Below are 25,483 nucleotides of genomic sequence, written 5' to 3'. Positions count from 1 at the left end.
GGCATGAAGCGACCGCGCTGGCGGTGGACGCGGCGGCGCAGTTGGAGCGCGCGCATCCTCGCCCTGCTGGTGCTGAGCTTCGCGGTCTGGGGCTGCGTGATCGAGCCCGGATCGCTGACCCAACGCGACTACGCCTTCGCCCTGCCGAACTGGCCGCGCGAGTGCGATGGGCTGCGCGTGGACCTGGTGTCCGACCTGCACGTGGGCTCGCCGCGCAACGGCGTCGAGCAGTTCGATCGCCTGGTCGCGCGGCTGACGGCCAGCGATGCGCAGGCGGTGCTGATGGCCGGCGACTACGTGATCCTCAGCGTGTTCCTGGGCACCTACATCCCCGCCGAGACCGTGGCCGAGCACCTCAAGCCGCTGACCGCGCGCAAGCCGGTCTACGCCGTGCTGGGCAACCACGATTGGTGGAAGGACGGCCAGCGCGTGCGGCGCGCGCTGGAATCGGCCGGCGTGGTGGTGCTGGAGGACCAGGCGCGCGAGGTCGAGCTGGGACGCTGCCGGCTGTGGATGGTCGGCGTGGGCGATCTGCTGGAGGCGCCGCACGACGTAGCGCGCGCGTTTTCCGCAATCTCGGATCAGGCGCCGGCGCTGGCGATCACGCACAATCCGCTGGTGTTCCGGCGCATGCCCGCGCGCGCGTCGCTGGTGGTGGCCGGGCATACCCACGGCGGGCAGATCGCGTTTCCGCTGCTGGGCCGGCCGGGTTTGTGGAAGGAAGCCGACGGCGCGTATCCGGTCGGACGCTTCGAGGAAGGCGGACGCCAGCTGTTCGTGACCCAGGGCATCGGCACCAGCATCCTGCCGATCCGGTTCGGCGTGCCGCCGGAGATTTCGCGCCTGCACTTGTGCGGGCAGGGGCCTGGACGCGATCTGGCCTGTCGTTGAGTGCGCTCGTAGTGGCAGACGCGTAGTTCAGACGGGCCGTCGCAGGCCCGCCGTTGCAAGACCGGTCGTTGGCGATGGGAGCATCGGAACATGGCCGCAAGCTGGCGTGCGTGGCGATGGGCGATCCCGTTATGGGCGTCGGCGCTGACCTGCGCGGCCGCGCAGGCGCCCACCGCCGAGGTCGTGATCGAGGAGCGCGTGAACCCGTACCGCATCTTCGGCCGCAGCGCGCTGGAGCTGGCCGGGCAGATGCGCGAGTACGGCCCGCAGCACGCCTACGGCGATCGCCGCCTGGCCGGCAGCACCGACTGGCATGTGACCTGGACCTATCAGTCGCTGCCGCGGCGCGACCGTTGCGAGTTGATCTCGGTGACGGTGGGCGCCGAGATCGTGACCACCCTGCCGTCGTGGAGCGGCGCGCGCGTCGACAGCGACCTGGCGCGCGAGTGGAAGCGCTTCTACGCCAGCCTGGAGGCGCACGAGGCCGGCCATGTCCAGCACGGCCGCGAAGCGGCGATCGCGGTGCGCGACGCGATGCTGGCGATTCCCACGGCACCGGACTGCAAGCTGCTGCGGCGCGCGCTGGACAACGCGGCACGCGCGCAGCTGCGCCGCTATACCGGCATCACCCGCCGCTACGACGCCGACACCGAGTACGGCCTGCGCCAGGGCGTGCAGCTGCGGCCGTGAGCGCGGCGACGTTCCGGCGCTGGAGTGTGTCGTGTCGACGCGCGCTTGGCAGGCAATCCCTTGCGAAGCGACCGCCTTGAATCCGCCCTACGACCGTTGATCCAGTTCGTGGTGGATCAGCGTCACGCACTGCGAAGCGAACAGCATGGTCGGTCCCAGGGCGATCAGCTTCGTGCCCATGCGTTCGAGGCTGGGGATGGTCTTCTTCGGCATGGGGATGTGGTCGGTCAGCAGGAAGCAGGGCCGGTCTGCGAATGCCTGTTCGCGGATCGGCGTGCCCTTGCGGTCCATGAGGAACAGCTGGTGGTCTTGGGACAGCGCCAGCACCAGCTTCTCGAAGCTGATCGTGCGTACTTCGACGCCGGGTTCCACCGGGCGCGATTCCTCCTTGGCCATGCCGCGCGATGCGTCGAGCGCCTTGGCGACCTTGGTCAGCAGCGAACGTTCGTCGAAGCCGCCGATGTCGCGCATGGCATTGATGTCGAACCGAATGGTGCGAGAGAAGTCGTGGGTGCTTTCCAGCACCAGGTAGACCACGACATCGGGACGATGCGACTGGGCCACGAACATGGCGTTCATCAGCGTGTGCGCCAGAATCTCGGTGTGCGCGGCCCCGCCCACCGATGCCCACAACGCCTGGCTGTCGGTCGGTGCCGCGCGTGCTCTGAGTACGAAGGTTCGCATGGGGGTGTCGCTGGATCCCTCCCGGCACCGAGCGTGCCAGGGCCATTCTCGCGTGAAACCGGGATGGCGGCCATCGCGGCGATCGACGGAGCATTCCAGCGACAGGTCGTGCACGATGGAGTCGATCTGCCTTGTCACCGGTAGATGTCGGTGTCGTAGTGGGTCTTGTTATCGCCGCTAGCGCCGGTGTGTTCGCGCGCCTTGATCTTGCTTTTGCCTGCGGCGGTTGTGCCGATCTTGCCGTGGAGGACCAAGGCACCGGCGTCGCCGCCGTCACGACGCACCGAATTCGGCTTGCGTTGGGGCGTGTGGCTGCGGCCGTGAGCGCGGCGGCGCTTCCGGCCCTAGACTAGGCCGGACCGAACCTGTCCGGAGTCGCCATGTCGCTGCTCGCCGTTTGCCTGATCCTGCTGGTCGCCGCCTTGCATGCCGGCTTCCTGGTGCTGGAAATGTTCCTGTGGACCAAGCCTTACGGCATGAAGGTGTTCCGCCAGTCGCGCGAGAAGGCCGAGCAATCCAAGGTGCTGGCGGCCAATCAGGGCCTGTACAACGGCTTCCTCGCCGCCGGCCTGATCTGGGCCGCCGCCGGCGGACGCCGCGACGTGGCGCTGTTCTTCCTGGGCTGCGTGGTGGTGGCGGGCGCCTACGGCGCGGCCACGGTCAATCGCCGCATCTTCTTCGTCCAGGCCGTGCCGGCGCTGGCGGCGATCGCGGCGCTGTATCTGGCGGGTTGATCGCCGCGGCCGCAGCGGCCCCCGTCGATCGCGCATCGTACTCGTACGATGCGATGAACCGTCATCCCAGCAACGGCATCGCGAACAGCACCGCGCCCAGCACGAACAGCGCCGTCAGCACATGCACCAACGGCCGGTTGATGCGCAGGAACACGAACTGCTCGATCGTGCGGCCGACCCAGAACAGCGACATGCCGGCCAGCAAAGCGTGGCCGAGCGCGCTGCCGTGAAGTTCGTCGGTGTACGCGAAGCACAGCGCGGCCATGCCCAGGAACACGTAGATCAGGCGCAGGTTGAGGATCTGCAGAATGGCGCGGTCGGCCACGGTCGCGGTCTTGAGCGTGTCGCGCCAGCGGAACAGCTTCCAGAACGCCAGGTGGAAGCCGGCGAAGGCGAGGCTGTGCAGGCCTCCCAACACGATCCAGGTATGTGCGCTCATGGCGGCACTCTAGCGCAGGCGCGCCTCAGGCCTTGCGCGGCGATACCCACATCGCGATGCGCGCGCGGAACACCGCCTCGCCGCCGTCGTCGCTGACCACCACGCTGACCGGCAGCTCGTAGCCGCTGTCGGCCGCGACCACCGGGATGTCGGGCGTGGCCACGCCATGCATGGTGCCGACGGCCTTCTTCAGGTACTCCACGGTCATGCCCTTGGGAATCCAGCGCATCTCGCGCGGGATCGTGGCGTCGGTCATCACGCCGGCGGTGAGCTCGGCCAGGTTGCATAGCGCGATCGCGTGCACCGTGCCCAGGTGGTTGGTGACGCGGCGGCGGTGGCGCAGGGTGGCCTCGCAGCGGCCGGGCTCCAGCGACACGAAGCGCGGCGAGATGCTGGCGAAGTAGGGCGCCTTGAGGCAGACCGCGCGCGAGAACAGCCAGCGCCCGGCGGGCATGCGTTCGAACTTTCGGTACAGGGCGAGGACGTTGGCGCTCATGGCGGGTGGCGGGTCCGTAGGTCGGTGGGTCGGTGGGGCTGTGCGTTGGTCGATCGGTGAGACGCTGGATCGGTGGGGTGAGGCGATGGAGGCATGGGTCGATGGAGTGATGAAGCGACGGCGGTGTGCGTAGCGCCGCTTTGGCTCGTCATCCGCACTTTCGCGGAGATGACGGCTATGAAGCCACGCAGCAAGGCCGTGGGGCCCATACCGAAACGGCGGACCCGAAGGCCCGCCGTTTGCGATCAAGCGTCGTGGCGAACCATGCCGCCGCCGCGCATCACGCCGCCGCGCGGGCGTCGTCGTGGCCGCGGTCGCGCAGGTTGCGGTAGCCGGCCGAACGCAGCTCCTCGGTGTCGAAGTCGTCGACGCTGATCGCGTCGATCGTCATCTCGCGCAGTTCTTCCAGCTGCTTGCGTTCCTCGGCGGTGATCCAGCCCTCGCGCACGCCCTCGTCGAGCTGGCTGGCGAAGTCCAGCGCTTCGATGTCGCTGTTCTTCAGCGCCTTGAGGAACTTGCGCTCCACCGGCTCGGCCAGGATCACCTTCTGCAGGTAGCTGTTGACGCGGCCGGCCGGGTTGTTCGCGCAAGGCGTGGTGAACACGCCCTCGGCGAGACGGTCGCGGGCGTCGTTGGGCGACATCAGCAACGCGGCGGCGCGGTGGCCCAGGCGGTCGCTGGGCGCCTGCGCGCGGCGGCCCCAGGGGAAGATCAGCGCCCACAGCAGCCAGCCCACCGGACGGATCGGGAAGTTGCGCAGCGCGCCCGACAGCGCCAGCTCGATCTTGTGCACGGCGTCGTGGAAGGCCCAGGCCAGCAACGGCTGGTCGCCGACCGGACGGCCTTCGTCCTCGTAACGCTTGAGCATGCTGCTGGCGATGTAGAGCTGGCTGAGCACGTCGCCCAGGCGTCCGGACAGCGACTCCTTGAACTTGAGCTTGCCGCCCAGCAGCAGCATCGAGGTGTCGGCCATCACCGCCAGCGTCGCCGAGTAGCGGTTGAGCTTGCGGTAGTAGCGGCGGGTGTAGGTGTCGCCGGGGGCGGCGCCGATGCGCGCGCCGGTCAGGCCGTACCACCAGCTGCGCACCGCGTTGGAGATCGCGAAGCCGATGTGGCCGAACAGGTTCTTGTCGAACTCGCGCAGCGCTTCCTTCTTGTCCGGCAGCATCGCCGCCTTCATTTCCTTCAGCACCCACGGATGGCACAGGATCGCGCCCTGGCCGAAGATCATCAGCGAGCGCGTCATGATGTTGGCGCCCTCGACCGTGATCATGATCGGCAGCGCCTGCCAGTTACGGCCGGCGTAGTTCTTCGGCCCCAGGATGATGCCCTTGCCGCCGTGGATGTCCATCACGTCCTTGGCCACTTCGCGCGCCATCTCGGTGCAGTGGTACTTGGCGATGGTGGACGGCACGGCCGGGTTCTCGCCGCGCGCGACCGCGGCGGCGGTGGCCTGCGACAACGCGCTGACCGCGTAGGCATGGCCGGCGATGCGCGCCAGCGCTTCCTCGACGCCCTCGAAGCGGCCGACCGACAGGCCGAACTGCTTGCGGATGCGCGCGTAGGCGCCGGTGACGATCGCGCCCATCTTGGCGCCGCCGCTGCCGGTGGAGGGCAGGGTGATCGAGCGGCCGATCGACAGGCACTCGACCAGCATCTGCCAGCCCTTGCCGGCGTAGGCTTCGCCACCGATCAGCTGGCTGAGCGGGATGAAGACTTCCTTGCCGTGGATCGGGCCGTTCTGGAAGGTGCTGTTGAGCGGGAAGTGGCGGCGGCCGACTTCGACGCCGGCGGTGTCGCGCGGCAGCAGCGCCAGGGTGATGCCGATGTCGCGCTTGTCGCCGATCAGGCCGTCCGGGTCGTACATGCGGAAGGCCAGGCCGATCAGGGTCGCGACCGGCGCCAGGGTGATGTAGCGCTTGTCGAAGGTCAGCTTGACGCCGACCACGCGCGCGCCGTTCCAGTCGCCCATGGTGACGATGCCGTAATCCGGAATCGAGGTGGCGTCCGAACCGGCCCAGGGGCCGGTGAGGCCGAAGCAGGGCACTTCGCGGCCGTCGGCCAGGCGCGGCAGGTAGTGTTCCTTCTGTTCCTGGGTGCCGTAGTGCATCAGCAGCTCGGCCGGGCCCAGCGAGTTGGGCACGCCGACGGTGGAGCTGACCACGCTGGAGACCGAGGCCAGCTTCTGGATCACCTTGTGGTTGGCCAGCGCGCTGAAGCCCAGGCCGCCGAACTCCTTGGGAATGTTGAGACCGAAGAACTTGTTCTTCTTGATGTAGTCCCACAGCTCCGGCTGCAGATCGGCGTGGACGTGGGTGATCTCCCAGTCGTTGGTCATCTTGCACAGCTCTTCGACCGGACCGTCGAGGAAGGCCTGTTCCTCGGCGCTGAGTTCGGGCTTGGGCTGCGACAGCAGCGCATCCCAGTCCGGCTTGCCGGAGAACAGTTCGCCCTCGAAGCCGACCGTGCCGGCTTCCAGCGCGGTGCGCTCGGTCTCCGACAGCGGCGGCAGGATCTTGGTGTAGAAGCCCAGCAGCGGCTTGGTGATCAGCGGCAGGCGGATTTGCGGGATCAGCAGCGGCACCGCGATCAGCGCCACGATCGCCGCGGCGACGATGGTCGCGGTCGGGTTGGCGCCGAACAGCCAGCAGCCGACCAGCACGGTGGCGGTCAGTGCGGCCCAGACCGGCAGACGCAGCCGGTGGTAGGCGGAGATCGCACCAATAAGGAGGAAAGCGAGGAAGGGAATGGCGATGCTCATGGCGACGCTCCAGCGGCGTTACGACGTGTTGGCTAGGCTCAGGCTAGTCGGGCGGGCGTGATGCGGACGCGGTAATGCAGGGCTTGTGGGCCGACACGCATTCAAACGCCAGCATCAAACGCTCAACATACGCACGAGTATGGTAAGGTTTCCCTGCCGCTGTCAACTCACCGATGTTGCGCTGCATACTGTTCCCGTCGGTGGCGTATGGTTACACTTGTCATCCATGAGCCAGCCCGCCCCGACCAAGCAAGAACGCAACGGCCGCCTGAGTGCCGACGACTGGGCGCAGGCCGCCCTGGACCTGATCGCCGAACAGGGCGTGGCCGCGGTCGCGGTCGAACCCCTGGCGCGCCGACTGGGCGTCACCAAAGGCAGCTTCTATTGGCATTTCCCTTCGCGCGACGCGCTGCTGGTCGCCGCGCTGGAGCGTTGGGAAAAGGTCGAACAGGAGACTGTATTCGGCCAGCTCGAACCGATCCCGGATCCGCGCCAGCGCCTGCGCTCGCTGTTCCACCTCGTCGCCCACGAGGTCAAGTCGCACATCATCTATTCCGAGCTGCTCAAGGCGCTGGATCATCCGGCGGTGCAGCCGGTGATCGGCCGCGTGTCCGAGCGGCGTCTGGACTACCTCACCGCTTCCTTCCGCCAGGCCGGGCTCAGCCGCACCGACGCGCAACACCGCGCGCGACTGCTGTACGCCGCCTACGTCGGTTTCCTGCAGCTCAATCTGCAGTTGCACCAGACGCGGATGCAGCACGACGAATTCGAGGCCTATGTCGAGCACATGATGGCCACGCTCATTCCTAACTCTTGAACAGTCCCCCCGGCTGGAGGCCCTTGCCGTGAACGCAATTTCGAAAGACGTACCGACCGCTGCCGCGCCGGGGAGCGCGGGCAGCCGTTTGGCCGCATTGAACGACTGGGTCGCGCAGGTCGCGGCCCTGACCCGTCCCGACCATATCCAATGGTGCGACGGCAGCGACGCCGAGAACGCCGCGCTGATCCAGCGCATGCTCGCCGACGGCACGCTGGAAACGCTCAACGAGCAGACCCATCCGGGCAGCTACCTGCACCGTTCGCATCCGGACGACGTGGCCCGCGTCGAGCACCTGACCTTCGTGTGCACGCGCGAGCGCGAGGACGCCGGCCCGAACAACCATTGGATGGCGCCGGCCGAGGCGCACGCCAAGATGGACGCGCTGTACGACGGCTGCATGCGCGGCCGCACCCTGTACGTGATTCCGTACTGCATGGGTCCGATCGACTCGCCGCTGTCGCGTTGCGGCGTGGAGATCACCGACAGCCCGTACGTGGTCGCCAACATGCGCATCATGACGCGCATGGGCGCGCCGGCGCTGGCGCGCATCGAGCGTGAGGGAACCTTCGTGCGCGGCCTGCATTCGATCGGCGAGCTCGATCCGGAGCGCCGTTTCATCATGCATTTCCCCGAGGAACTGACGATCAAGTCGTTCGGTTCCGGCTACGGCGGCAACGCCCTGCTGGGCAAGAAGTGCCACGCCCTGCGCATCGCCTCGCACCAGGCGCGCAGCGAGGGCTGGCTGGCCGAGCACATGCTGATCCTGGGCATCGAGAACCCGCAGGGCGAGACGCACTACGTCGCCGCGGCGTTCCCCTCGGCCTGCGGCAAGACCAACCTGGCGATGCTGATTCCGCCGCAGGGCTATCGCGACGCCGGCTGGAAGGTCTGGACCGTCGGCGACGACATCTGCTGGATGCGCCCGGGCGCCGACGGCCGCCTGTACGCGATCAATCCCGAGGCCGGCTTCTTCGGCGTCGCGCCGGGCACCTCGACCAAGTCGAACCCCAACGCGCTGGCGACGATCCAGAAGAACACCATCTTCACCAACGTCGGCGTCACCGCCGACGACCAGCCGTGGTGGGAAGGCCTGGACAACGGCCAGACCCCGGTCACCGACTGGCGCGGCAACGCCTACGACCCGGCCAAGGGCCCGGCCGCGCATCCGAATTCGCGCTTCACCGTGTCGGCCAAGCAGTGCCCGAGCTACTCGGACAAGGCCGAGGACGCGCAGGGCGTGCCGATCTCGGCGATCGTGTTCGGCGGCCGCCGCGCCTCGCTGGTGCCGCTGGTGTTCGAGGCGCGCGACTGGACCCACGGCGTGCTGGTCGGCGCCGCGATGGGCTCGGAAACCACCGCCGCCGCGACCGGCGCGGTCGGCGTGATGCGCCGCGATCCGATGGCGATGAAGCCGTTCTGCGGCTACAACTTCGCCGATTACTTCAGCCACTGGCTGTCGTTCGACGGCGCGCAGGCGCAGCTGCCTAAGGTCTTCCACGTCAACTGGTTCCGTAAGGGCGACGACGGCAAGTTCCTGTGGCCGGGCTTCGGCGACAACCTGCGCGTGCTGGAGTGGATGATCGGACGCGTGAAGGGCGAGGCCGGTGCGGTGGAAACGCCGATCGGCCATCTGCCGGCCGCGACCGATCTCAATCTGGACGGCGTCAGCCTGTCGGACGAGGCGCAGGCCAAGCTGTTCGGCTTCGACCACGCCGGCTGGAGCGCCGAGTTCGACAGCATCGGCGGTTACCTGGACGAGTACGGTCCGCGCATGCCGCAGGCGCTGAAGGACGAACAGCAACGCATCGCTGCCGCCTTGGCCCGCTGAGATCCGCATGGCCGCCGTGAACCCCGCCGCGCTCGCGGCCAGTCGTGAACTGCTGATCGACGGCCGCCCGCTGCGGGTGTACGACGGCCTGCTGTCCAATGTCGGCGAGTACGTGCGCGGCCTAGCGCGCGCGCCGTTCACGCGCACCGAGGTCGCGCGGCCGGAGACCAACGACTACAAGCACTGGGCCACCGAGGTGAAACTCGAGGCCCTGGTGCAGCAGCCGATCTTCGACCTGACCCGGCGCGCGGTGCTGGGCTTCACCGGCCAGGGCTACGGCTACAAGCCGTATCGCGCCTACACCAACGTCGCCAGCTTCGGCGACATGCTGTTCACCCACACCGACTGCCTGCCCGAACAGCAGGATCTGACCGCGCTGTGGTACCTGTGCGAGCACTGGGATCTGGAGTGGGGTGGCGAGACCATGTTCTACGACGCCGCCGACGAGGTCGCCTGCGCGCTCACGCCGCGTCCGGGCCGGCTGGTGATCTTCGACGGCGCGATCAAGCACGCCGGTCGCCCGCCGAACCGGATCTGCTACGCGCCGCGCTACACCTTCGCGATCAAGTTCGAACGCGTCGCCCTGGGTCCGGCCGCATGAGCCAGGCCCAGGTGCAGAAGCTCTGGCGACAGGGCGAGGATCACGCGCGGCAGGGCCAGGCCAACGCCGCGCTGGAGGCTTTCGAGAATCTGCTGGCGGTCGATCCCGACCACGTCCAGGCGCTGCTGCGTGCGTCGCGGCTGGCGCTGATGGTGGGCCGTTACCGGCTCGGCCACGACTACGCCATGCGCGCGCTGGCGCGGCGGCCGAGCGCGGACGAGGCGGTGCTGACCCTGGCGCGCGCGCTGCGCATGTACAACGAACCCGGCGCGCTGCTGGAATGCGTGGAGCATTCGCGCTGGCGCGAACGGCGCTCGGTCGAATGGCTGACCGAGCTGGCGACGCTGGTCAGCACCATCGGCGACAACGCGCTTGCGCTGGAAATCCTCGACGTGGCGGCGATCCGCGATCCGCGCCACGCGCCGATGCGTTACTTCCGCGGCGTGGTGCAGATGTTCTTCGGCGACATGGACGCGGCCGAGCGCGAGCTGGAACTGGCGATCGCGCGGCAGCCGAATCTGGCGCAGGCGCACTGGGTGCTGTCGCGTCTGCGCAAGCAGACCGCCGAATCCAACCATGTCGAACGCATGCGCACGCAGCTGCGCGCGGTGCCGGCGATGAGCGAGAGCGAGGCCTACCTGGCCTTCGCCCTGCACAACGAACTGCACGACCTGGGCCGCTATGAAGAGTCCTGGAATGCGCTGGAGCGCGGTTGCTGGATCAAGCGCCAGCTGACCCCGCACGACCGTCTGGACGCGCGCCGCATGTTCGAGGGCCTGACCCGCCTGTGCGACGCGGACTTCGTGCGCCCGGTGAGCCAGGAGCCCGGCGCCTACGTGCCGGTGTTCATCCTGGGCATGCACCGTTCCGGCAGCACGCTGCTGGAACAGTTGCTGGGCGGGCACCCGATGGTGTCCGACGGCGGCGAGACCTACGCCTTCACCACCCAGATGCGCTACGGCGCCGACTACCGCAACAAGGCGGTGCTGGACGCCGAGCTGGTGCGGCGCGCGGCCAAAGTCGATTTCGCCCAGGTCGGCCAACGCTTCCTGGACCGCAGCGCCTGGCGCGCCAAGGGCCGGCCGTACCTGACCGAGAAGCTGCCCTCGAACTTCCTCAACGTCGGCTTCATCGGCCGCGCCCTGCCGCAGGCCAAGGTGCTGCATATGGTGCGCGACCCGATCGACACCTGCTTCTCCAATCTGCGCACCATGTTCTCGGACGTGAACACCTTCTCCTACGACCAGCACGAGATGGTGGAGTGGTTCGGCCAGTACCAGCGCCTGATGGCGCATTGGCACGCGGTGATGCCCGACCGGATCATGGACGTGCGCTACGACGCCCTGGTCGCCGACCCCGAGGGCGTGATGCGTCAGGTGCTGGCGTTCCTGGGCCTGCCCTGGGACGCGGCCGCCACCACCCTGGACCGTGCCGGCGCCGTGGCCACCGCCAGCAGCCCGCAGATGCGTGGCGGCATCATCAAGAACCGCGCCTCCGCCTGGTCGCCCTACGAGGCCCAGCTGCAGCCGCTGATCCAGGGGCTGGCCACGCTGGGCTGAGCGGCCGCGCGCCCGCAGACGGGCGTCGGCTTAAACCTTCCGCCGCGGCCGGGCATCGGAATGACTATGCTGACCGCCGTGACCGAACCCACCACCGACGAAGCGACCACGGCCGACGACCGCGATCTGGTCGGGGCGGCGGCACGCGGCGAGACCGCGGCCTTCGAAACCCTGTACCGCCGCCACGCCGGCCGCGTCCATGGCGTGATCGCGCGGCTGGTCGGTCACCACGGCGCCCGCGCCGAGGACCTCACCCAGGAGGCCTTCGTGCGCGCCTGGCAGGCGCTGCCGGCGTTCCGGTTCGAGTCCGCCTTCAGCACCTGGCTGCACCGGCTGGCGGTCAACACCGCGCTGATGGAACTGCGCAGCCGGCGCAGCAAGCCGCTGGAAGAGGGCGACGAGGACGTCTTCGAGCTGGTCGGCAGCGCCGATTCGGCCGGGCACGTCACCGCGCTGTCGATGGACCTGGAGCGTGCGGTCGCCAGCCTGCCGCCCCGCGCGCGCGCGGTGCTGGTGCTGTACGACGTGGAAGGCTGGAAGCACGAGGAGATCGCCGCCGAACTCGGCATGGCGGTCGGTAGCAGCAAGGCGCAATTGCATCGGGCGCGCGGATTGCTGCGCGAGCGGCTAGGAGGACAGGCATGAATACCGAACATCGAGAGCTCGGACCGGACGGCGAACTGCCCGACGCCCTGCGCTGGCAGTTGCGCGCGCTGCGCCGCGACCAGGCGCCGGCCAACGACCTGTGGCCCGGCATCGCCGCGCGCCTGCAGCCGCAGACGGCCGCGCCGGTGCGCGCGCCGCGGCCGCGCTGGCTGGCGCCGTTCGCGGTCGCCGCGACCCTGGCGCTGGCGATCGGTTTCACCGGCGTCTGGCGCGAGCCGGCCGCCAACGACGCGCCGCAGGCGCAGGCGGAGTCGCTGCTGCAGCGCGAGGCCGCCGGCATGACCCTGCAGTACCAGGCCGCGATGCAGGAAGTGCAGCGCGCCGCGCCGGCCCAGAACGCGACCGCCATGCAGCCCGCGTTCGACGAACTGGACCGCAACGCCGCGCTGATCCTGGATGCGCTGGCCCACGATCCCGATTCGCGCCTGTTGCTGGAGCAACTGCGCCGCACCTACGCACGACGCCTCGCGCTGACCCAGCGCGTGGCCTACACCTGATACCCGGAGGACGACCATGACCCGCGCAACCCACACCGCAAGCCCGCTCGGACTCGCCCTCGGACTGGCCCTCCTGGCCGCCGCTCCGGCGTTCGCCGCCACGCCCATCAACCAGACCCGCCCGCTGGATCCGCGCGGACGCGTCGAGATCGAGAACGTCAAAGGCCGCATCGACGTGCGCGCCTGGGACCGCCCGGAAGTGAAGATCGAGGGCAGCCTCGGCAACGGCGTGGAGAAGCTGGAGATCGAGGGCGACAGCAGCCGCCTGTCGATCAAGGTCAAGTACCCCAACCGCGGCAGCGGCATGGGCTTTCTGATGGGCGGCGACAAGAGCGAGCCGACCGACCTCAAAGTGACCTTGCCCTTGCGCGCCGACGTCGAGATCGACGGCGTGTCGGCCGACATCGACGTCACCGGCGTGGCCTCCTCGATGCTGTCCATCGACAGCGTCAGCGGCGACGTGACCGTGGCCGCGGCCCCGCGCGAGGCCAGCATCGACAGCGTCAGCGGCGATCTCACCCTGACCCTCAACAGCGGCAAGGTCAGCGCCGAGACGGTCAGCGGCGATCTGCAGCTGCGCGGCCGCCTGGACGGCGACGTCGAGGTCGAGACGGTCTCGGGCCGCATCGACGTGACGGTGCGCGAGTCGGCGCTGCACCGCTTCGACGGCAACTCGGTGTCCGGCGACATCCGCCTCACCGGCGCGCTGGCCGCCAACGGCGACATCTCGGCCGAAACGGTCAGCGGCGACATCCACCTGGCCTTGCCGCGCAGCCTGTCGGCGACCGTGCACGGGCAGAGCTTCAGCGGCGACCTGTCGGCGCCGGGCGCGCAGATCGTCAAGCCCAAGCACGGCCCGGGCTCGAACTTCGAACACCGCTACGGCAGCGGCAGCGGCGAGATCCGCATCGAGACGTTCTCGGGCGACGCGACGCTGCAGCTCGACTGAGCCGGCGTGAAGCTCCAGGCCCTGAAGACGCCGTCGCTCAGGCGGCGTCCTTCATCGAGAACCAACAGTTGAACGCGATGGTGATGCGCTCGTCGCGGCCGTAGAACGGCAGCACCTCGTGCGGCAGCCACGACGGGAACAGGATCAGCTGGCCGGGCGAGAAGCGGATGTTCCAACTGCCGTGGTGGAACGGCATCTGCATGCGCTGGTTGCCGGCGTCGACGAACTGGTTGCTGTACTGGTGCGGGTTGTGGAAACGCAGCACCCCCGATTCCGGCCGGTCCTCGGGCGTTTCGCCCGGATCCACGCAGTACACCCCCGACCACGACGCCATCGGATGGGTGTGGGTGATGGTGAAGCCGCCGTGGCGGGTGATGTGGTACCAGGTATGCGAAAAGATCTGCAGGCGCGCCATCTCGGCGGCGCCGTAACCGTTGAGCTCCTGGATGGTCCGGCCCAGCGTGGCCCAGCAGAACTGGCGCAGCATCTGCACGCAGGTTTCCGGCCACGAGAACAGCACGAACTCGCTTTCGAACACGCCTTGCTGCAGGGTCAGCGACGGGTTCGGATTCGCGTAGCGCGCCCCCTGCGCCTCGCGCGCCAGCAGCAGCGACTTGAGCTCGGCGTTGATCGCCTGATGGTTGGGCAGGACGTCCTGCGCGAACGGGACCGAAAAGGCGGGGTAGAGCTCGAAGGACATGGGACGGTTCCGGAATCGGAGGCCGCGCGCGCGGCCGCGTTCGGAGTGTAGCCCGGCCGGCGCCGCGGCGGCGCGTGTCGGCGATCGCCGCGGCGGCGGCCGCTCCACAAAAAACTACGGCCCCTTTCGGGGCCGTAGCGGGTGCTGCGTGTTGCGGGTCGATCAGAACTTCTGCGCGTAGCGGAAGTACACGAAGCGGCCCGGGACTTCGTACTGCGGATCGAACGAGTTGGCGAACGTGGTCACCGACACCGGCGGGTTCTTGTCGAAGATGTTGTTCACGCCGATCGTGATCTTGGCGTTCCACGGTGCGTTCCAGTAGAAGCTCGCATCGTGGTAGGTGGTCGCGCCGATGTGACGCTCCGCCGCGTTGCGCTGCGTGAAGCTGTCGCCGCCAGCCGCGCCGTCCCAAACACCGTTGTTGTTGGAGTCGGTCGGGATGGCCACGACGCGGTCGGCGTCGGTGCAGAGGAACGCGTAGCCGTAGTCTTCCAGCGCCTGGCAGTTTTCGGTCTGCGAGGAGTAGTAACGGATGTTCCAGGTCGCGCCGATGTCGCCCTTCTCCCAGCGCGTGGCCAGGTTGGAGCGGATACGCCAGGCGTTGGACTGGTTCGGGCCGTCGTACTCGCCGACCTGGTTGCCACCCTCGTTGAAGTGCAGCGGCTGGCCGATGGCCGGCACGTCCTGCTCGTCTTCGCCGTAGATGCCGTTGCCGTTGAGATCGTCTTCCTGGCTGGCCAGATAGGTCGTATCCCAGATGAAGCTGAAGCGGCCCCACGAGGTTTCCGGCAGACGGTAGTTGACCGTCAGGTCGTAGCCTTCGACTTCCGTACCACCGATGTTGGTGGTGGTGTTGAGCAGGGTCTGGATGTTGCCGTCGGCACGACGGGTGTACAGGGCGCAGGTCGCACCGGTACCGCCGCTATCCAAGCACTGCTGGATGATGCCGGCGCCGCCGATGGTGGTGATCGCGTCCTCGATCTTGATGTTCCACCAGTCCAGATTGATGTCCAGACCTTCGATCCAGCTCGGGCTGTAGACCAGACCCAGGGTCTTGGTCTCGGCGCGTTCCGGCTTCAGGTTCGGATTGCCGCCGACCGTGATGCGGATCTGCTGGTTGTCCTGCTGGTAGCCGCCGTTCGGCACGCCTTCGGCGATGCAGCGCGCCTGGCCGGCCGGATTCTGGTTACCGAAGTTGGCGTTGTTGCAGGGATCGCTGAGGGTCGGGAACGAGTCGGCCTGACCGGCGAACAGCTCGGAGATCGACGGAGCGCGGAAGCCCTCGGACCAGTTGCCGCGGATCATCAGGTCGTCGATCGGCTTCCAGCGGAAACCGAACTTGCTGTTCAGCGTGTCGCCGAAGTTGCTGTAGTCGGAGTAGCGGGTAGCGACCGAGAAGTCGAGCAGCTTGGCGAACGGCACGTCGGCCAGCACCGGGATCGCGAGTTCGAGGTAGGCCTCGTCCAGCGAGTAGGAGCCGTTGGTGGCGGTACGCGCGTTACCGGTGGTGTTGCCCGAGTTGATCAACGCGTCCGGCGAGTCGTAGCCGGACTCGGTGCGGTGCTCGAGACCGAACGAGAAGCCCAGCGGGCCGCCCGGCAGGTTGAACAGGTCGCCGCCGATGTTGGCGTAGTAGCTGTTCTGGACGTAGTTGTACTCGTCGTGCGCAGTGAACGACACGAAGTTCATCATGTCCTGGGTGATGCTGCCGACGCCGCCGAGCAGGTTCAGCGGCACGCAGCCGGCGATCACCGCGGTCGCGGTGCCGCAACGGGCCACGCCCTGGGCGTCGCGGAACGACGGGCCCAGCGCCTGCTGCAGGGCGATCATGTTGAACAGGCCGTAGGTGGTGTTGTTGGCCTTGTTCTCGCCGCGGAAGTAGCCGGCTTCCCAGTCGTAGTACTTCTCGCCGAAGGTCAGCGTGCCTTCCAGGCCGGCGTTCATCGCGAACGTGCGCACGTCCTGGTTGAAGCTACGGCCGCCGGACTCGGTGATGCGGCGGTTGATGCGCGAGATGTCCTGGCCGAACGGGTTGTAGATGCTGTTGCGGCTGATGAAGATCTGCTGACCGGCCGGGGTTGCGCCCGGAGCGGTGCCCAGCACCACCGGCATCGAGGCGAGCAGCTGCTCGGACTCGCGCTGGTTATAGGTGATGGTGGTCTTGAAGCGCAGGCTGTCGGTGATGTCGACGGTACCGGCGGCGAAGACCGAACGGCGCTCCTGCGGGGTCAGCAGGTAGTTCTCGGGCGCGAAGTTGTAGACATCGCCCGGGGCCACGTACGGACGCGGGGCGCTGTTGCCGCCGGCATCGTAGGTAAAGGTGCCGGGGCCGCCGTTGAAGTTGGTCTGCGCGCCGGTGCAGGCGCCGTTGACGTAGCCACCCGGGCACAGGGCGAAGCGGCCGCCCGGGCTGGTGCCCGAACCGAACGCGTTGCCGGTGCCGACGATCGGCTCCTTGGAGATCTTGCGATCGCCGGCCATGACCGGCTCTTCCTTCACGTAGCCGAAGCCCAGCATGGCGCTGAAGCGGTCGGAGGTCGTGCCGATGGTGAAGTCGTAAGCCGAACGGAAACCGTCGCCCTTGTCGAAGGAACCGACGTAGGCATTGGCCTCGGCGCCTTCGAAGTTCTGGCGCAGGATGACGTTGACCACGCCGGCGATGGCGTCGGAGCCGTAAATCGTCGAGGCGCCGTCCTTCAGGACTTCGATGCGCTCGACCGCGGCGGTCGGGATGGTGTTCAGGTCGACCGCGCCACCGAGACCGGTGCCGCCGACCCAACGACGGCCGTTGACCAGCACCAGGGTGCGGTTCGAGCCGAGGTTACGCAGGCTGACGCGGGTTTCGCCGTTGCCGCCGTTGTTGAACGAGCTGTTGAGGGTCGAGCCGTTGGCCGTGATGTTCTGGATCACGTCGCCGACCGAGGTCAGGCCCTGCGCGGTGATGTCTTCGCGGCTGAGCGAGAAGATCGGCTGCGAGGTTTCGATGTCGGCGCGCTTGATGCGCGAACCGGTAACCTCGATGCGGTCGAGGGTGGTGGCTTCTTTTTCGGTTTCCTGAGCAAAGGCGACACCGGTGCCTGCGGCAGCGGTCGCGCCCACTGCGAGGGCGAAGGTAATCGCCTCGCGGAGCTGGGTGGTCTTCAAGGTCATCTCTCTCTCCAAGTCAGTCTTGGTGTCCCATGGGAGCCTGCCGGGTGGCGCAAAACGAACGGCCTAAATCGGCAAGGCTGGCGCCGATACTAGCCGGCCCGGGAAACTAATTAAAGTGTCGTTAACTGACTGGGGGCGGTCTCCGCTTCCGGTGAGACGCCGTACAAAAAGCTACGGCCCCGTATGGGGCCGTAGCAGGGTGCAGCGGCTGTATTGGAAAGTCTGTACAGGGAAGTACAGGCTCTTGCGGACGGATCCGCCTACAGCTTGGAACCGATCAGAACTTCTGCGCGTAGCGGAAGTACACGAAGCGGCCCGGGACTTCGTACTGCGGGTCGAACGAGTTGGCGAACGAGTTCAGGACCGTCGGCGGGTTCTTGTCGAACACGTTGTTGACGCCGATGGTGATGCGGGCGTTCCACGGCGCGTTGAAGAAGACGCTGGCGTCGTGGTAGGTGGTGCCGCCGATGCGGTGCTGCGATTCCTTCACCACGTTGATGCGGTCGCCGCCGGCCACGCCGTCCCAGACGCCGTTGCGGTTGAAGTCGGACGGAACACCGATGAAGCGGGTGGTGTCCGAGCACTTGCCCAGGCCCTCGAACTGCGCGTTGCACAGTTCCATCTGCGACGAGAAGTAGCGCATGTTCCAGGACGCGCCGAAGTCGCCCTTCTCCCAGCGCACGGCCAGGTTGGAGCGGATGCGCCAGCGGTTGTTGTTCTGCGCGTAGTCGCCGACCAGGTTGCCGCCTTCGTTGAAGTTCAGCGGCTGGCCGATCGCCGGCTCCAGCTGACGGTCTTCGCCGTACTTGCCGTCGCCGTCGATGTCCTGAAGGCTCTTGGCCAGGTAGGTGGTGTCCCAGGTGAAGGCGAACTTGCCCCACGAGGTTTCCGGCAGACGGTAGTTGACCGTCAGGTCGTAACCCTCGACTTCCTGGCCGCCGATGTTGACGGTGGTGTTGAGCAGGGTGTTGATCGCACCGCCGACGCTACGCGTGTAGAGCGCGCAGGACGGGCCGGTGCCGCCGGAGTCGACGCACTGCTGGATGATGTTGGTGCCGCCGATCGTGGTGATGGCGTCTTCCAGCTTGATGTTCCACCAGTCCAGGGCCAGATCCAGGCCTTCGACCCAGCTCGGGCTGTAGACCAGACCCAGGGTCTTGGTCTCGGCCTTTTCCGGCTTCAGGTTCGGATTGCCGCCGACCGTGATGCGGATCTGGGTGTTGGGCTGCACGTAGCCGCCGTTGGGCACGCCCTCGGCGACGCAGCGCGCCTGGCCGACCGTGGTCTGCTGGCCGAACTGGGCCGTGTTGCAGGGATCGGTGACGGTCGGGAACGAGTCGGCCTGACCCGAGAACAGCTCGGAGATCGACGGAGCGCGGAAGCCCTCGGACCAGTTGCCGCGGACCATCAGGTCGTCGATCGGCTTCCAGCGGAAACCGAACTTGCTGTTCAGCGTGTCGCCGAAGTTGCTGTAGTCGGAGTAGCGGGTCGCCAGCGAGAAGTCGAGCAGCTTGGCGAACGGCACGTCGGCCAGCACCGGGATCGCGAGTTCCAGGTACGCCTCGTCGACCTTGTAGCTGCCGGCGGTGGCGGTACGCGCGTTACCGGTGGTGTTGCCCGAGTTGATCAGCGCGTCCGGCGAGTCGTAGCCGGATTCGGTGCGGTGCTCGAGGCCGAACGAGAAGCCCAGCGGGCCGCCCGGCAGGTCGAACAGGTCGCCGCCGATGTTGGCGTAGTACGTGTTCTGCTCGTACTTGAACTCGTCGTGCGCGGTGAAGGTCACGTAGTTCAGCATGTCCTGCGTCATCGAGCCCGGCGCGCCGAGCAGATTCAGCGGCACGCAGCCGGCGATGACCGCGGTGGCGGTGCCGCAGCGGGCCACGCCCTGGGCGTCGCGGAACGACGGGCCCAGCGCCTGCTGCAGCGCGATCAGGTTGAACAGGCCGGTGGTGGTGTTGTTGGCCTTGTTCTCGCCGCGGAAGTAGCCGGCCTGCCAGTCGTAGTACTTGTCGCCGAAGGTCAGCGTGCCTTCCAGCATCGCGTCCATGGCGAAGGTGCGCACGTCCTGATTGAACGAGCGGCCGCCGGTTTCGCGGGCGCGGCGCTGGATCGAGGTCACCGCCTGGCCGAACGGGTTGTAGATGCTCTGCGCGCTGATGGTGATCGCGCGCTGTGCCGGGGTGGTGTTCGGCGCGTTGCCCAGACCGATCGGCATCGAGGCGAGCAGCTGCTCGGACTCACGCTGGTTGTAGGTGATCGTGGTCTTGAAGCGCAGGTTGTCGGTGATGTCCACCGAGCCGTTGGCGAACACCGAACGGCGCTCCTGCGGGGTCAGCAGGTAGTTCTCGGGCGCGAAGTTGTACAGGTCGGCCGGGGTGTTGAACGGACGCCAGTTGGCGCCGCTTGCACCCGGGTTGTAGGTGAACGAGCCGGTGGTGCCGTCGGGACGGCGGTTGTTGGCCAGGGTGAAGTTGCCGAAGATCGTGTTGGTGCTGCCGCGGGCGTTGCCCGTGCCGACCGTCGGTTCCTTGGAGATGTAACGGTCGCCGGCCATGACCGGCTCTTCCTTCACGTAGCCGAAGCCCAGCATGGCGCTGAAGCGGTCGGAGGTCGTGCCGATAGTGAAGTCGTAGGCCTGGCGCTCGCCGTCGCCCTTGTCGAAGGCGCCGATGTAGGCGTTGGCTTCCGCGCCTTCGAAGTTCTGGCGCAGGATGACGTTGACCACGCCGGCGATGGCGTCGGAGCCGTAAATCGTCGAGGCGCCGTCCTTCAGGACTTCGATGCGCTCGACCGCGGCGGTCGGGATGGTGTTCAGGTCGACCGCGCCACCGAGACCGGTGCCGCCGACCCAACGCTTGCCGTTGACCAGCACCAGAGTGCGGTTCGAGCCGAGGTTGCGCAGGCTGACGCGGGTTTCGCCGTTGCCGCCGTTGTTGAACGTGCTGTTGAGCGTCGAACCGTTGGCCGTGATGTTCTGGATCACGTCGCCGACCGAGGTCAGGCCCTGCGCGGTGATGTCTTCGCGGCTGAGCGAGAAGATCGGCTGCGAGGTTTCGATGTCGGCGCGCTTGATGCGCGAACCGGTCACTTCGATGCGGTCGAGGGTGGTGGTTTCCTTGCTCTCTTCCTGAGCAAAGGCCACGCCCGTGCCGGCAGCGGCAGTGGCGCCCACGGCGAGCGCGAAGGTAATCGCGTCGCGGAGCTGGGTGGTCTTGAAGGTCATCTCTCTCTCCAGAAAATCGGAATTGGTGGTACCCATGGGACCAAGCTGGCGGAGTCAAATAAGACGCCAAATCCTGCAAGGTGGGCCGGATCGTAGCCGATTGCGGAGAGAAAATTAAAGTGTCGTTAAACGTCGCCTTTTGACAATTCCTTCACATCATTCAGCTGGCATTACAGCTGCCCTCACCAGCGATGTGCCGAAGTTGCTAAGTACTTAACCGTACGGAGCTTTTTCCCCCGTTCCTGCAAGCTCGTCTGCGCCAGGACGGTGCTGGCACCGGTTCGGCGCATGTGGGCACACGGGCTGTGACTAGAGCCGCGAAACGTGCATGTCGGGGCCGGAGTGCGACGCGGGTTGTGCGCCGCATCAGGCGGGCATCGGCAGCACGAAGGCGGTCGTCCCCGGCGTGCCGGTGCGGCGCACAGGGGCCACGCGGTATCGCCGCGTCGAGACTGCCGGAAGTGGGGTGCGCGCGTGGACGCGCGAGGCGCGACCTGCTTAGAGGTCTTGCTCGTAGCGGACGTAGGGCACGGTGCCTTCGTCCTTGTCGGTGTTGCCAGGCGCGAACGGGTTCTTGCCGCGCGTGATCACGTTCTCGGCGCCGACGGTGAGCTGGCCGCTCCACGGGGTGCGCCAGGTCAGGCCGACGCCCAGGCCTTCCCATTGGCCCGGCTGGCCAGGGGTGTCGACCACGCGGCCGACGATGTTGGCGCCGAAGTTGCCGTAGCCGGCGCCGATGGTGAGGCTCTTGCTGTTCCAGCGGTCGGCGATGGTCGGCATCTCGCCGGCCGGAATCAGGCGCGCGCGCGCCCAGGTGCCGCCGATCGAGACCGTGGCCTCGCGGCCGATGTTCTTCTGGCCGTAGACGGTCAGGGTGTTCTGGTCGAGCTTGCTGTTGCGGCCGTTCGGGCTCAGCCAGGCCGGCAGGGTGTCCTTGCCGCTGCCGATCGACAGGCCGATCTTGCCGCCCGGACGGCTGAGCGCGGCGCCCGCCGAGACCTGGCGCGAACCGCCGCGGTCGTCTTCGTCCAGCGCGGCCAGCATGCAGTGGTTGGCGAGGTTGCCGATCGCGCCGGCCAGGCCGGTCTTGCGGTCGCAGACCAGGCCCAGGGTGTCGCCGGCGTCGAGGCCGAACGCGGCATCCAGCGAATTGCTGCCCACGCGCCAGCGCGCACCGGCGACCGGGGCGTTGGTGGGTTCGAGCTGCAACAGGTATTCGACCTTGCCGTTGGACTGGTTCCAGACCGGCAGGTACGTGGTATCGGGGCGCTTGGCGGATTGCGCATGCGCAGCCGATGCCGCGCCGAAGGCGAGCATCAAGGCGAACGACAGACGTAGCGCGCGTGCGTGCATGGTGACGGTACGACCGGCGTGGACCGGTCAAGTTCCCCTAGAACCTGGGCATCAACTATAGACGGTTTATGTTTATTTAACAAACCGAGATGACGGTGTGAAGACCTTATTGCAGCCGGTCCGGCGCCGCCAGCTCGGTGGCCGCGGTGGCGAACAGGCGGGCGATCTGTTCGGCCCCGAAACGATAGCTCTGGCCGCAGAATTCGCAACGGATATGCGCCTCCCCGTCGGCCGCGGCGGCGGCCGCCTCGGCCTCGTCCTGGCCCAGCGAGACCAGCATGGCCTCGACCCGCTCGCGCGAGCAGGAGCAGGCGAAGCTCAGCGGCTTGCCGCCCAGGACCTGCACGCCGTCCTCGTGGTACAGCCGGGTCAGCAGGGTGGCGGTGTCCCAGGCCAGCAGCTCGGCCGGCTGCAGGGTATCGAACAAGGCGCCGGCGCGGGTCCAGCCGTCCTCGTCGCCGCCGTCGCCGGGCAGCTTCTGCAGCATCAGGCCGGCCGCGCGCTCGCCGTCGGCGGCCAGCAGCAGCCGGGTCGGCAGCTGCTCGGACTGACGGAAATAGTCTTCGAAGGCGCCGCTGAGCGAGTCCGAGTCCAGCGCCACCAGGCCTTGGTAGCGGGCCGGGTCGCGGTCGTCGCCGGCGCGGCCGCCGATCGGCGGGTTCTCGATGGTGATCGCCAGCACCGCGTCCGGGCCGAGCTGGCGCAGGTCGCGCGAGACCTCGCCGCCGTCGTCGGACAGCTGGACGATGCCGCGCAGGGTGCCGGCAGCGGTGCATTCGGCGAACAAGGTGCGCAGGGCGCCGTCGCCGCGCAGCTGTACCGACAGACGGCCCTCGACCTTGGCGTGGCCGGTGAACAGGGCGGCCGCCGCGGCGGCCTCGCCCAGCAGTTCGGCCGCCGCGGCCGGGTACTCGGCGCGCTCGCGGATCTGGCGCCAGGCCTGATCCAGATGCACGTGCACGCCGCGCACGCCGGCGCCCTCGATCAGGAAGCGGGTCAGGCGGTCGCCGTCGGAACGGGCGGCGTCGGGGGTGGGGCTGGCATCGTTCATCGGTGGACTCGTGCGGCGGCGGCGCGCTGGATTGCGTTTCTATCGCGGATAATGCGCGCGACCGCGTGAAAGGGGAGACCGGCCAAGATGGGGATGGAGCGCAGACAGTGCAAGTCGTGAACGAGACCTTCGCCGCGCCGCCGCCGCGTCGCCGCCGCCGTTGGCTGCGCTGGCTGCTGGCGCTGCCGTTCCTGTTCGCGGCCGCCACGATCCTGCAGGTGGCGGTGCTGCGCTTCGTCGATCCGCCGTTCAGCGCCTTCATGGCCGTGCGCCAGTTCGAGGCCTGGGGCAGCGGCGATGTCGGTTTCCGCGTCGCCTACGATTGGCGCGACCTGGACGAGATCTCGTCGAACGTGCCGGTGGCGCTGGTGGCCTCGGAAGACCAGAACTTCGCCGAGCATTTCGGCTTCGATCTCAAGGCCATCGAGAAGGCGCGCAAGAACAACGCGCGCGGCCGCAAGGTCCGCGGCGGCAGCACGATCAGCCAGCAGACCGCCAAAAACCTGTTCCTGTGGAGCGGCCGCAGCTGGGTGCGCAAGGGCATCGAGGCCTGGTACACCTTATTGATCGAACTGATGTGGCCCAAGCACCGCATCATCGAGGTCTACGCCAACATCGCCGAGTTCGGCGACGGCGTGTACGGCGCGCAGGCCGCCGCGCGCACCTACTACCGCAAGGACGCCTCGCGCCTGGGCCCGGCCGAGGCCGCGCGCATGGCCGCGGTGCTGCCCAACCCCAAGCGCTACAGCATCGCCCGGCCCGGCCCCTACGTGCAGCGTCGCGCCAACGCGATCCAGCGCCAGATGCGTTATATCGGCGGCAGCGGTTACCTCAAGCAGATCGACTGAGTGCGGCCGGCGCACGGGCCGAATCGACGGCCCGCGGCGGCCGCGAGACTGCGAAACGCTTCGGAGCCGCCGGCGTCCGCGCCGGCTATGATTGAAGGCATGAATCGCGATCTGCTGACCGTCGTCGTCGCCGCCTACAACGAGGCCGAAAGCCTGCCGCTGCTGCAGCCGCGCATCGCCGCGGCCCTGGACGCGGTCGCCGCCGACGGCGTCGACGGGCGCGTGCTGTATGTGGACGACGGCAGCCGCGACGACACCTGGGCCGTGCTGCAGCGGCTGGCCGCGGCCGATCCGCGCATCGCGCTGCTGCGCCTGTCGCGCAACTTCGGCAAGGAACTGGCGCTGACCGCCGGCCTGGACCGGGTCGAGCGCGGCGCGGCGCTGATCCTGGACGCCGACGGCCAGGATCCGCCGGAACTGATCGCCGCGTTCGTGGCGAAGTGGCGCGAAGGCTACGACGACGTCTACGGCACCCGCATCGAACGCGAGGGCGAAAGCTGGCTCAAGCGCAGCACCGCGCACGCGTTCTACCGCGTGATCGGGCGCCTGTCGAAGACGCCGATTCCCGCCGACACCGGCGATTTCCGCCTGCTGTCCGAGCGCGCGTTGGCCGGTTTGCGCCAGCTGCGCGAGCGCCATCGCTTCATGAAGGGCCTGTTCGGCTGGGTCGGCTACAGCCGCGTCGCCTTGCCCTACCACCGCGAGGCGCGCGTGGCGGGCGCCAGCAAGTTCAATTTCTGGCGGCTGTGGAACCTGGCCCTGGAAGGCATCACCAGTTTCTCGACCGCGCCGCTGCGGCTGGCGACCTACCTTGGCCTGGCGACCGCGCTGTTCGCGTTCGGCTTCGGCGTGTGGGTGGTGGCCAAGGCCCTGCTGTGGGGCGACCCGGTCGCCGGCTGGCCGACCATGATGGCGGTGATCCTGTTCCTGGGCGGCGTGCAGCTGATCGCGCTGGGCCTGATCGGGGAATACCTGGGCCGCCTGTACGAGGAATCCAAGCAGCGCCCGCTGTACCTCGTCGACACCTGGCGCGCGGCGGCAGGAGTATCCTCGGGCCAGGGCTCGCTGCCCCCGACCCGGATCGCGGAAGGAGAAGGCCATGCGCACCGTTCGGCAACTGCTAGAGGCGAAAGCATCTGAAGTGTTCGCGATCGGCCCCGACGCGCCGGTCATCGACGCGATCCGGCTGATGGCCGAGAAACGCATCGGCGCGGTACTGGTGATGGAAGGATCGCGCCTGGCCGGGATCCTGTCCGAGCGCGATTACGCGCGCAAGGTCGTGCTGCAGGGCCGCTCCTCGGCCGACACCCCGGTGCGCGACATCATGACCGCCGACGTGGTCAGCGTCGGCCTGGACGACAGCGCCGAACGCTGCATGCAGATCGTCACCGACCGCCGCATCCGCCACCTGCCGGTGCTGCAGGGCGGCCAGGTGCAGGGCGTGGTGTCGATCGGCGATCTGGTCAAGGCTGTGATCGAGGATCAGCAGCTCGAGCTGGATCAGCTGCAGCGGTATATCGCCAGTTGAGCGAGGCGGTGCGGC

Annotated in this window: 23 protein-coding genes; 13 read left to right on the top strand and 10 right to left on the bottom strand. The window is 67.9% G+C overall.

Annotated elements, in window-relative coordinates:
• Positions 1–3: 3 nt before the first annotated feature.
• The gene (locus tag LVB77_RS17420; RefSeq protein ID WP_232907335.1) at positions 4–891 is read left to right on the top strand and encodes a metallophosphoesterase; all 888 of its coding nucleotides are present in this window, start codon (positions 4–6) and stop codon (positions 889–891) included.
• A gap of 90 nt (positions 892–981) precedes the next feature.
• On the top strand, positions 982–1,581 hold the full coding sequence (locus LVB77_RS17415; protein ID WP_232907334.1) for a DUF922 domain-containing protein: 600 nt from the start codon (positions 982–984) through the stop codon (positions 1,579–1,581).
• Positions 1,582–1,668: 87 nt separating this feature from the next.
• On the opposite strand, the gene trmY is transcribed toward LVB77_RS17415, so the two are convergent.
• Together trmY and LVB77_RS17405 are read right to left on the bottom strand one after the other, a co-directional pair.
• Positions 1,669–2,379 (bottom strand): tRNA (pseudouridine(54)-N(1))-methyltransferase TrmY, encoded by a 711-nt coding sequence (trmY, locus tag LVB77_RS17410; RefSeq protein WP_232907333.1) that lies wholly within the window; start codon positions 2,377–2,379, stop codon positions 1,669–1,671.
• A 20-nt stretch (positions 2,380–2,399) separates the two neighbouring features.
• The gene (locus LVB77_RS17405) at positions 2,400–2,549 is read right to left on the bottom strand and encodes a hypothetical protein (protein ID WP_232907332.1); all 150 of its coding nucleotides are present in this window, start codon (positions 2,547–2,549) and stop codon (positions 2,400–2,402) included.
• 96 nt (positions 2,550–2,645) lie between these two features.
• On the opposite strand from LVB77_RS17405, the gene LVB77_RS17400 reads away from it, so the two are divergent.
• Positions 2,646–2,999 (top strand): DUF1304 domain-containing protein, encoded by a 354-nt coding sequence (locus LVB77_RS17400; protein ID WP_232907331.1) that lies wholly within the window; start codon positions 2,646–2,648, stop codon positions 2,997–2,999.
• Between the two features lie 61 nt (positions 3,000–3,060).
• Here the strand turns inward: LVB77_RS17400 and LVB77_RS17395 are convergent, their stop codons facing one another.
• The 3 genes from LVB77_RS17395 to LVB77_RS17385 form a co-directional block, all read right to left on the bottom strand.
• Positions 3,061–3,438: a hypothetical protein gene (locus LVB77_RS17395; protein WP_232907330.1), complete on the bottom strand. Its 378-nt coding sequence runs from the start codon at positions 3,436–3,438 to the stop codon at positions 3,061–3,063.
• A gap of 25 nt (positions 3,439–3,463) precedes the next feature.
• Complete coding sequence (locus LVB77_RS17390; protein ID WP_232907329.1) at positions 3,464–3,934, bottom strand: hotdog fold domain-containing protein; 471 nt, start codon at positions 3,932–3,934, stop codon at positions 3,464–3,466.
• A gap of 280 nt (positions 3,935–4,214) precedes the next feature.
• A complete protein-coding gene (locus LVB77_RS17385; protein WP_232907328.1) occupies positions 4,215–6,695 on the bottom strand; it encodes an acyl-CoA dehydrogenase in 2,481 nt (826 codons plus the stop codon).
• A 226-nt stretch (positions 6,696–6,921) separates the two neighbouring features.
• On the opposite strand from LVB77_RS17385, the gene LVB77_RS17380 reads away from it, so the two are divergent.
• From LVB77_RS17380 to LVB77_RS17350, 7 genes are read left to right on the top strand one after another with little or no spacing between them, the layout of a single operon-like run.
• The gene (locus LVB77_RS17380) at positions 6,922–7,512 is read left to right on the top strand and encodes a TetR/AcrR family transcriptional regulator (RefSeq protein ID WP_232907327.1); all 591 of its coding nucleotides are present in this window, start codon (positions 6,922–6,924) and stop codon (positions 7,510–7,512) included.
• A 28-nt stretch (positions 7,513–7,540) separates the two neighbouring features.
• Entirely contained in the window at positions 7,541–9,343 is a 1,803-nt protein-coding gene (locus tag LVB77_RS17375) for a phosphoenolpyruvate carboxykinase (GTP) (protein ID WP_232907326.1), read from the top strand.
• A 7-nt stretch (positions 9,344–9,350) separates the two neighbouring features.
• Positions 9,351–9,944 carry a 2OG-Fe(II) oxygenase gene (locus LVB77_RS17370; RefSeq protein WP_232907325.1) on the top strand — a complete coding sequence of 198 codons (594 nt, stop codon included), beginning with the start codon at positions 9,351–9,353 and terminating at the stop codon, positions 9,942–9,944.
• Positions 9,941–11,503, top strand: a complete 1,563-nt coding sequence (locus LVB77_RS17365) for a sulfotransferase (RefSeq protein WP_232907324.1) — start codon at positions 9,941–9,943, stop codon at positions 11,501–11,503. The genes LVB77_RS17370 and LVB77_RS17365 overlap by 4 nt, the downstream gene beginning before the upstream one ends.
• Positions 11,504–11,563: 60 nt before the next feature.
• The gene (locus tag LVB77_RS17360; protein WP_232907323.1) at positions 11,564–12,148 is read left to right on the top strand and encodes a sigma-70 family RNA polymerase sigma factor; all 585 of its coding nucleotides are present in this window, start codon (positions 11,564–11,566) and stop codon (positions 12,146–12,148) included.
• Positions 12,145–12,666 (top strand): hypothetical protein, encoded by a 522-nt coding sequence (locus LVB77_RS17355; RefSeq protein WP_232907322.1) that lies wholly within the window; start codon positions 12,145–12,147, stop codon positions 12,664–12,666. Before LVB77_RS17360 ends, LVB77_RS17355 begins: the two co-directional genes overlap by 4 nt.
• Before the next feature lie 16 nt (positions 12,667–12,682).
• Positions 12,683–13,615: a DUF4097 family beta strand repeat-containing protein gene (locus LVB77_RS17350; RefSeq protein ID WP_232907321.1), complete on the top strand. Its 933-nt coding sequence runs from the start codon at positions 12,683–12,685 to the stop codon at positions 13,613–13,615.
• A gap of 37 nt (positions 13,616–13,652) precedes the next feature.
• Here the strand turns inward: LVB77_RS17350 and LVB77_RS17345 are convergent, their stop codons facing one another.
• The 5 genes from LVB77_RS17345 to LVB77_RS17325 all read right to left on the bottom strand — a co-directional run bounded on the left by LVB77_RS17345 (position 13,653) and on the right by LVB77_RS17325 (position 23,092).
• A complete protein-coding gene (locus tag LVB77_RS17345) occupies positions 13,653–14,315 on the bottom strand; it encodes a putative 2OG-Fe(II) oxygenase (protein WP_232907320.1) in 663 nt (220 codons plus the stop codon).
• 162 nt (positions 14,316–14,477) lie between these two features.
• On the bottom strand, positions 14,478–17,465 hold the full coding sequence (locus LVB77_RS17340) for a TonB-dependent receptor (protein WP_232907319.1): 2,988 nt from the start codon (positions 17,463–17,465) through the stop codon (positions 14,478–14,480).
• Positions 17,466–17,742: 277 nt separating this feature from the next.
• Positions 17,743–20,688: a TonB-dependent receptor gene (locus tag LVB77_RS17335; protein ID WP_232907318.1), complete on the bottom strand. Its 2,946-nt coding sequence runs from the start codon at positions 20,686–20,688 to the stop codon at positions 17,743–17,745.
• A gap of 498 nt (positions 20,689–21,186) precedes the next feature.
• The gene (locus tag LVB77_RS17330) at positions 21,187–22,005 is read right to left on the bottom strand and encodes a hypothetical protein (protein WP_232910338.1); all 819 of its coding nucleotides are present in this window, start codon (positions 22,003–22,005) and stop codon (positions 21,187–21,189) included.
• Positions 22,006–22,147: 142 nt separating this feature from the next.
• Positions 22,148–23,092 carry an Hsp33 family molecular chaperone HslO gene (locus LVB77_RS17325; RefSeq protein WP_232907317.1) on the bottom strand — a complete coding sequence of 315 codons (945 nt, stop codon included), beginning with the start codon at positions 23,090–23,092 and terminating at the stop codon, positions 22,148–22,150.
• Between the two features lie 116 nt (positions 23,093–23,208).
• On the opposite strand from LVB77_RS17325, the gene mtgA reads away from it, so the two are divergent.
• From mtgA to LVB77_RS17310, 3 genes are all read left to right on the top strand, one after another.
• Positions 23,209–23,940, top strand: a complete 732-nt coding sequence (gene mtgA, locus LVB77_RS17320) for a monofunctional biosynthetic peptidoglycan transglycosylase (protein WP_232907316.1) — start codon at positions 23,209–23,211, stop codon at positions 23,938–23,940.
• Between the two features lie 99 nt (positions 23,941–24,039).
• Positions 24,040–25,080 (top strand): glycosyltransferase family 2 protein, encoded by a 1,041-nt coding sequence (locus LVB77_RS17315; RefSeq protein ID WP_232907315.1) that lies wholly within the window; start codon positions 24,040–24,042, stop codon positions 25,078–25,080.
• Positions 25,040–25,468, top strand: a complete 429-nt coding sequence (locus tag LVB77_RS17310; protein WP_232907314.1) for a CBS domain-containing protein — start codon at positions 25,040–25,042, stop codon at positions 25,466–25,468. Before LVB77_RS17315 ends, LVB77_RS17310 begins: the two co-directional genes overlap by 41 nt.
• The last annotated feature ends 15 nt before the right edge of the window (positions 25,469–25,483 follow it).

This window comes from Lysobacter sp. 5GHs7-4, from assembly GCF_021284765.1.
Taxonomy (GTDB): domain Bacteria; phylum Pseudomonadota; class Gammaproteobacteria; order Xanthomonadales; family Xanthomonadaceae; genus Lysobacter.
The sequence above is the reverse complement of the archived record's forward strand: the minus strand, read 5'-3'. Positions and strand labels throughout refer to the sequence as shown.

Excerpts from the sequence above, each read along its gene's own strand:
- LVB77_RS17420 (WP_232907335.1), top strand. The coding sequence starts at position 4 with ATGAAGCGACCGCGCTGGCGGTGGACGCGGCGGCGCAGTTGGAGCGCG.
- LVB77_RS17415 (WP_232907334.1), top strand. The coding sequence starts at position 982 with ATGGCCGCAAGCTGGCGTGCGTGGCGATGGGCGATCCCGTTATGGGCG.
- LVB77_RS17400 (WP_232907331.1), top strand. The coding sequence starts at position 2,646 with ATGTCGCTGCTCGCCGTTTGCCTGATCCTGCTGGTCGCCGCCTTGCAT.
- LVB77_RS17395 (WP_232907330.1), bottom strand. The coding sequence starts at position 3,438 with ATGAGCGCACATACCTGGATCGTGTTGGGAGGCCTGCACAGCCTCGCC.
- LVB77_RS17390 (WP_232907329.1), bottom strand. The coding sequence starts at position 3,934 with ATGAGCGCCAACGTCCTCGCCCTGTACCGAAAGTTCGAACGCATGCCC.
- LVB77_RS17385 (WP_232907328.1), bottom strand. The coding sequence starts at position 6,695 with ATGAGCATCGCCATTCCCTTCCTCGCTTTCCTCCTTATTGGTGCGATC.
- LVB77_RS17380 (WP_232907327.1), top strand. The coding sequence starts at position 6,922 with ATGAGCCAGCCCGCCCCGACCAAGCAAGAACGCAACGGCCGCCTGAGT.
- LVB77_RS17370 (WP_232907325.1), top strand. The coding sequence starts at position 9,351 with ATGGCCGCCGTGAACCCCGCCGCGCTCGCGGCCAGTCGTGAACTGCTG.
- LVB77_RS17365 (WP_232907324.1), top strand. The coding sequence starts at position 9,941 with ATGAGCCAGGCCCAGGTGCAGAAGCTCTGGCGACAGGGCGAGGATCAC.
- LVB77_RS17360 (WP_232907323.1), top strand. The coding sequence starts at position 11,564 with ATGACTATGCTGACCGCCGTGACCGAACCCACCACCGACGAAGCGACC.
- LVB77_RS17355 (WP_232907322.1), top strand. The coding sequence starts at position 12,145 with ATGAATACCGAACATCGAGAGCTCGGACCGGACGGCGAACTGCCCGAC.
- LVB77_RS17350 (WP_232907321.1), top strand. The coding sequence starts at position 12,683 with ATGACCCGCGCAACCCACACCGCAAGCCCGCTCGGACTCGCCCTCGGA.
- LVB77_RS17345 (WP_232907320.1), bottom strand. The coding sequence starts at position 14,315 with ATGTCCTTCGAGCTCTACCCCGCCTTTTCGGTCCCGTTCGCGCAGGAC.
- LVB77_RS17340 (WP_232907319.1), bottom strand. The coding sequence starts at position 17,465 with ATGACCTTGAAGACCACCCAGCTCCGCGAGGCGATTACCTTCGCCCTC.
- LVB77_RS17335 (WP_232907318.1), bottom strand. The coding sequence starts at position 20,688 with ATGACCTTCAAGACCACCCAGCTCCGCGACGCGATTACCTTCGCGCTC.
- LVB77_RS17330 (WP_232910338.1), bottom strand. The coding sequence starts at position 22,005 with ATGCTCGCCTTCGGCGCGGCATCGGCTGCGCATGCGCAATCCGCCAAG.
- LVB77_RS17325 (WP_232907317.1), bottom strand. The coding sequence starts at position 23,092 with ATGAACGATGCCAGCCCCACCCCCGACGCCGCCCGTTCCGACGGCGAC.
- LVB77_RS17315 (WP_232907315.1), top strand. The coding sequence starts at position 24,040 with ATGAATCGCGATCTGCTGACCGTCGTCGTCGCCGCCTACAACGAGGCC.
- LVB77_RS17310 (WP_232907314.1), top strand. The coding sequence starts at position 25,040 with ATGCGCACCGTTCGGCAACTGCTAGAGGCGAAAGCATCTGAAGTGTTC.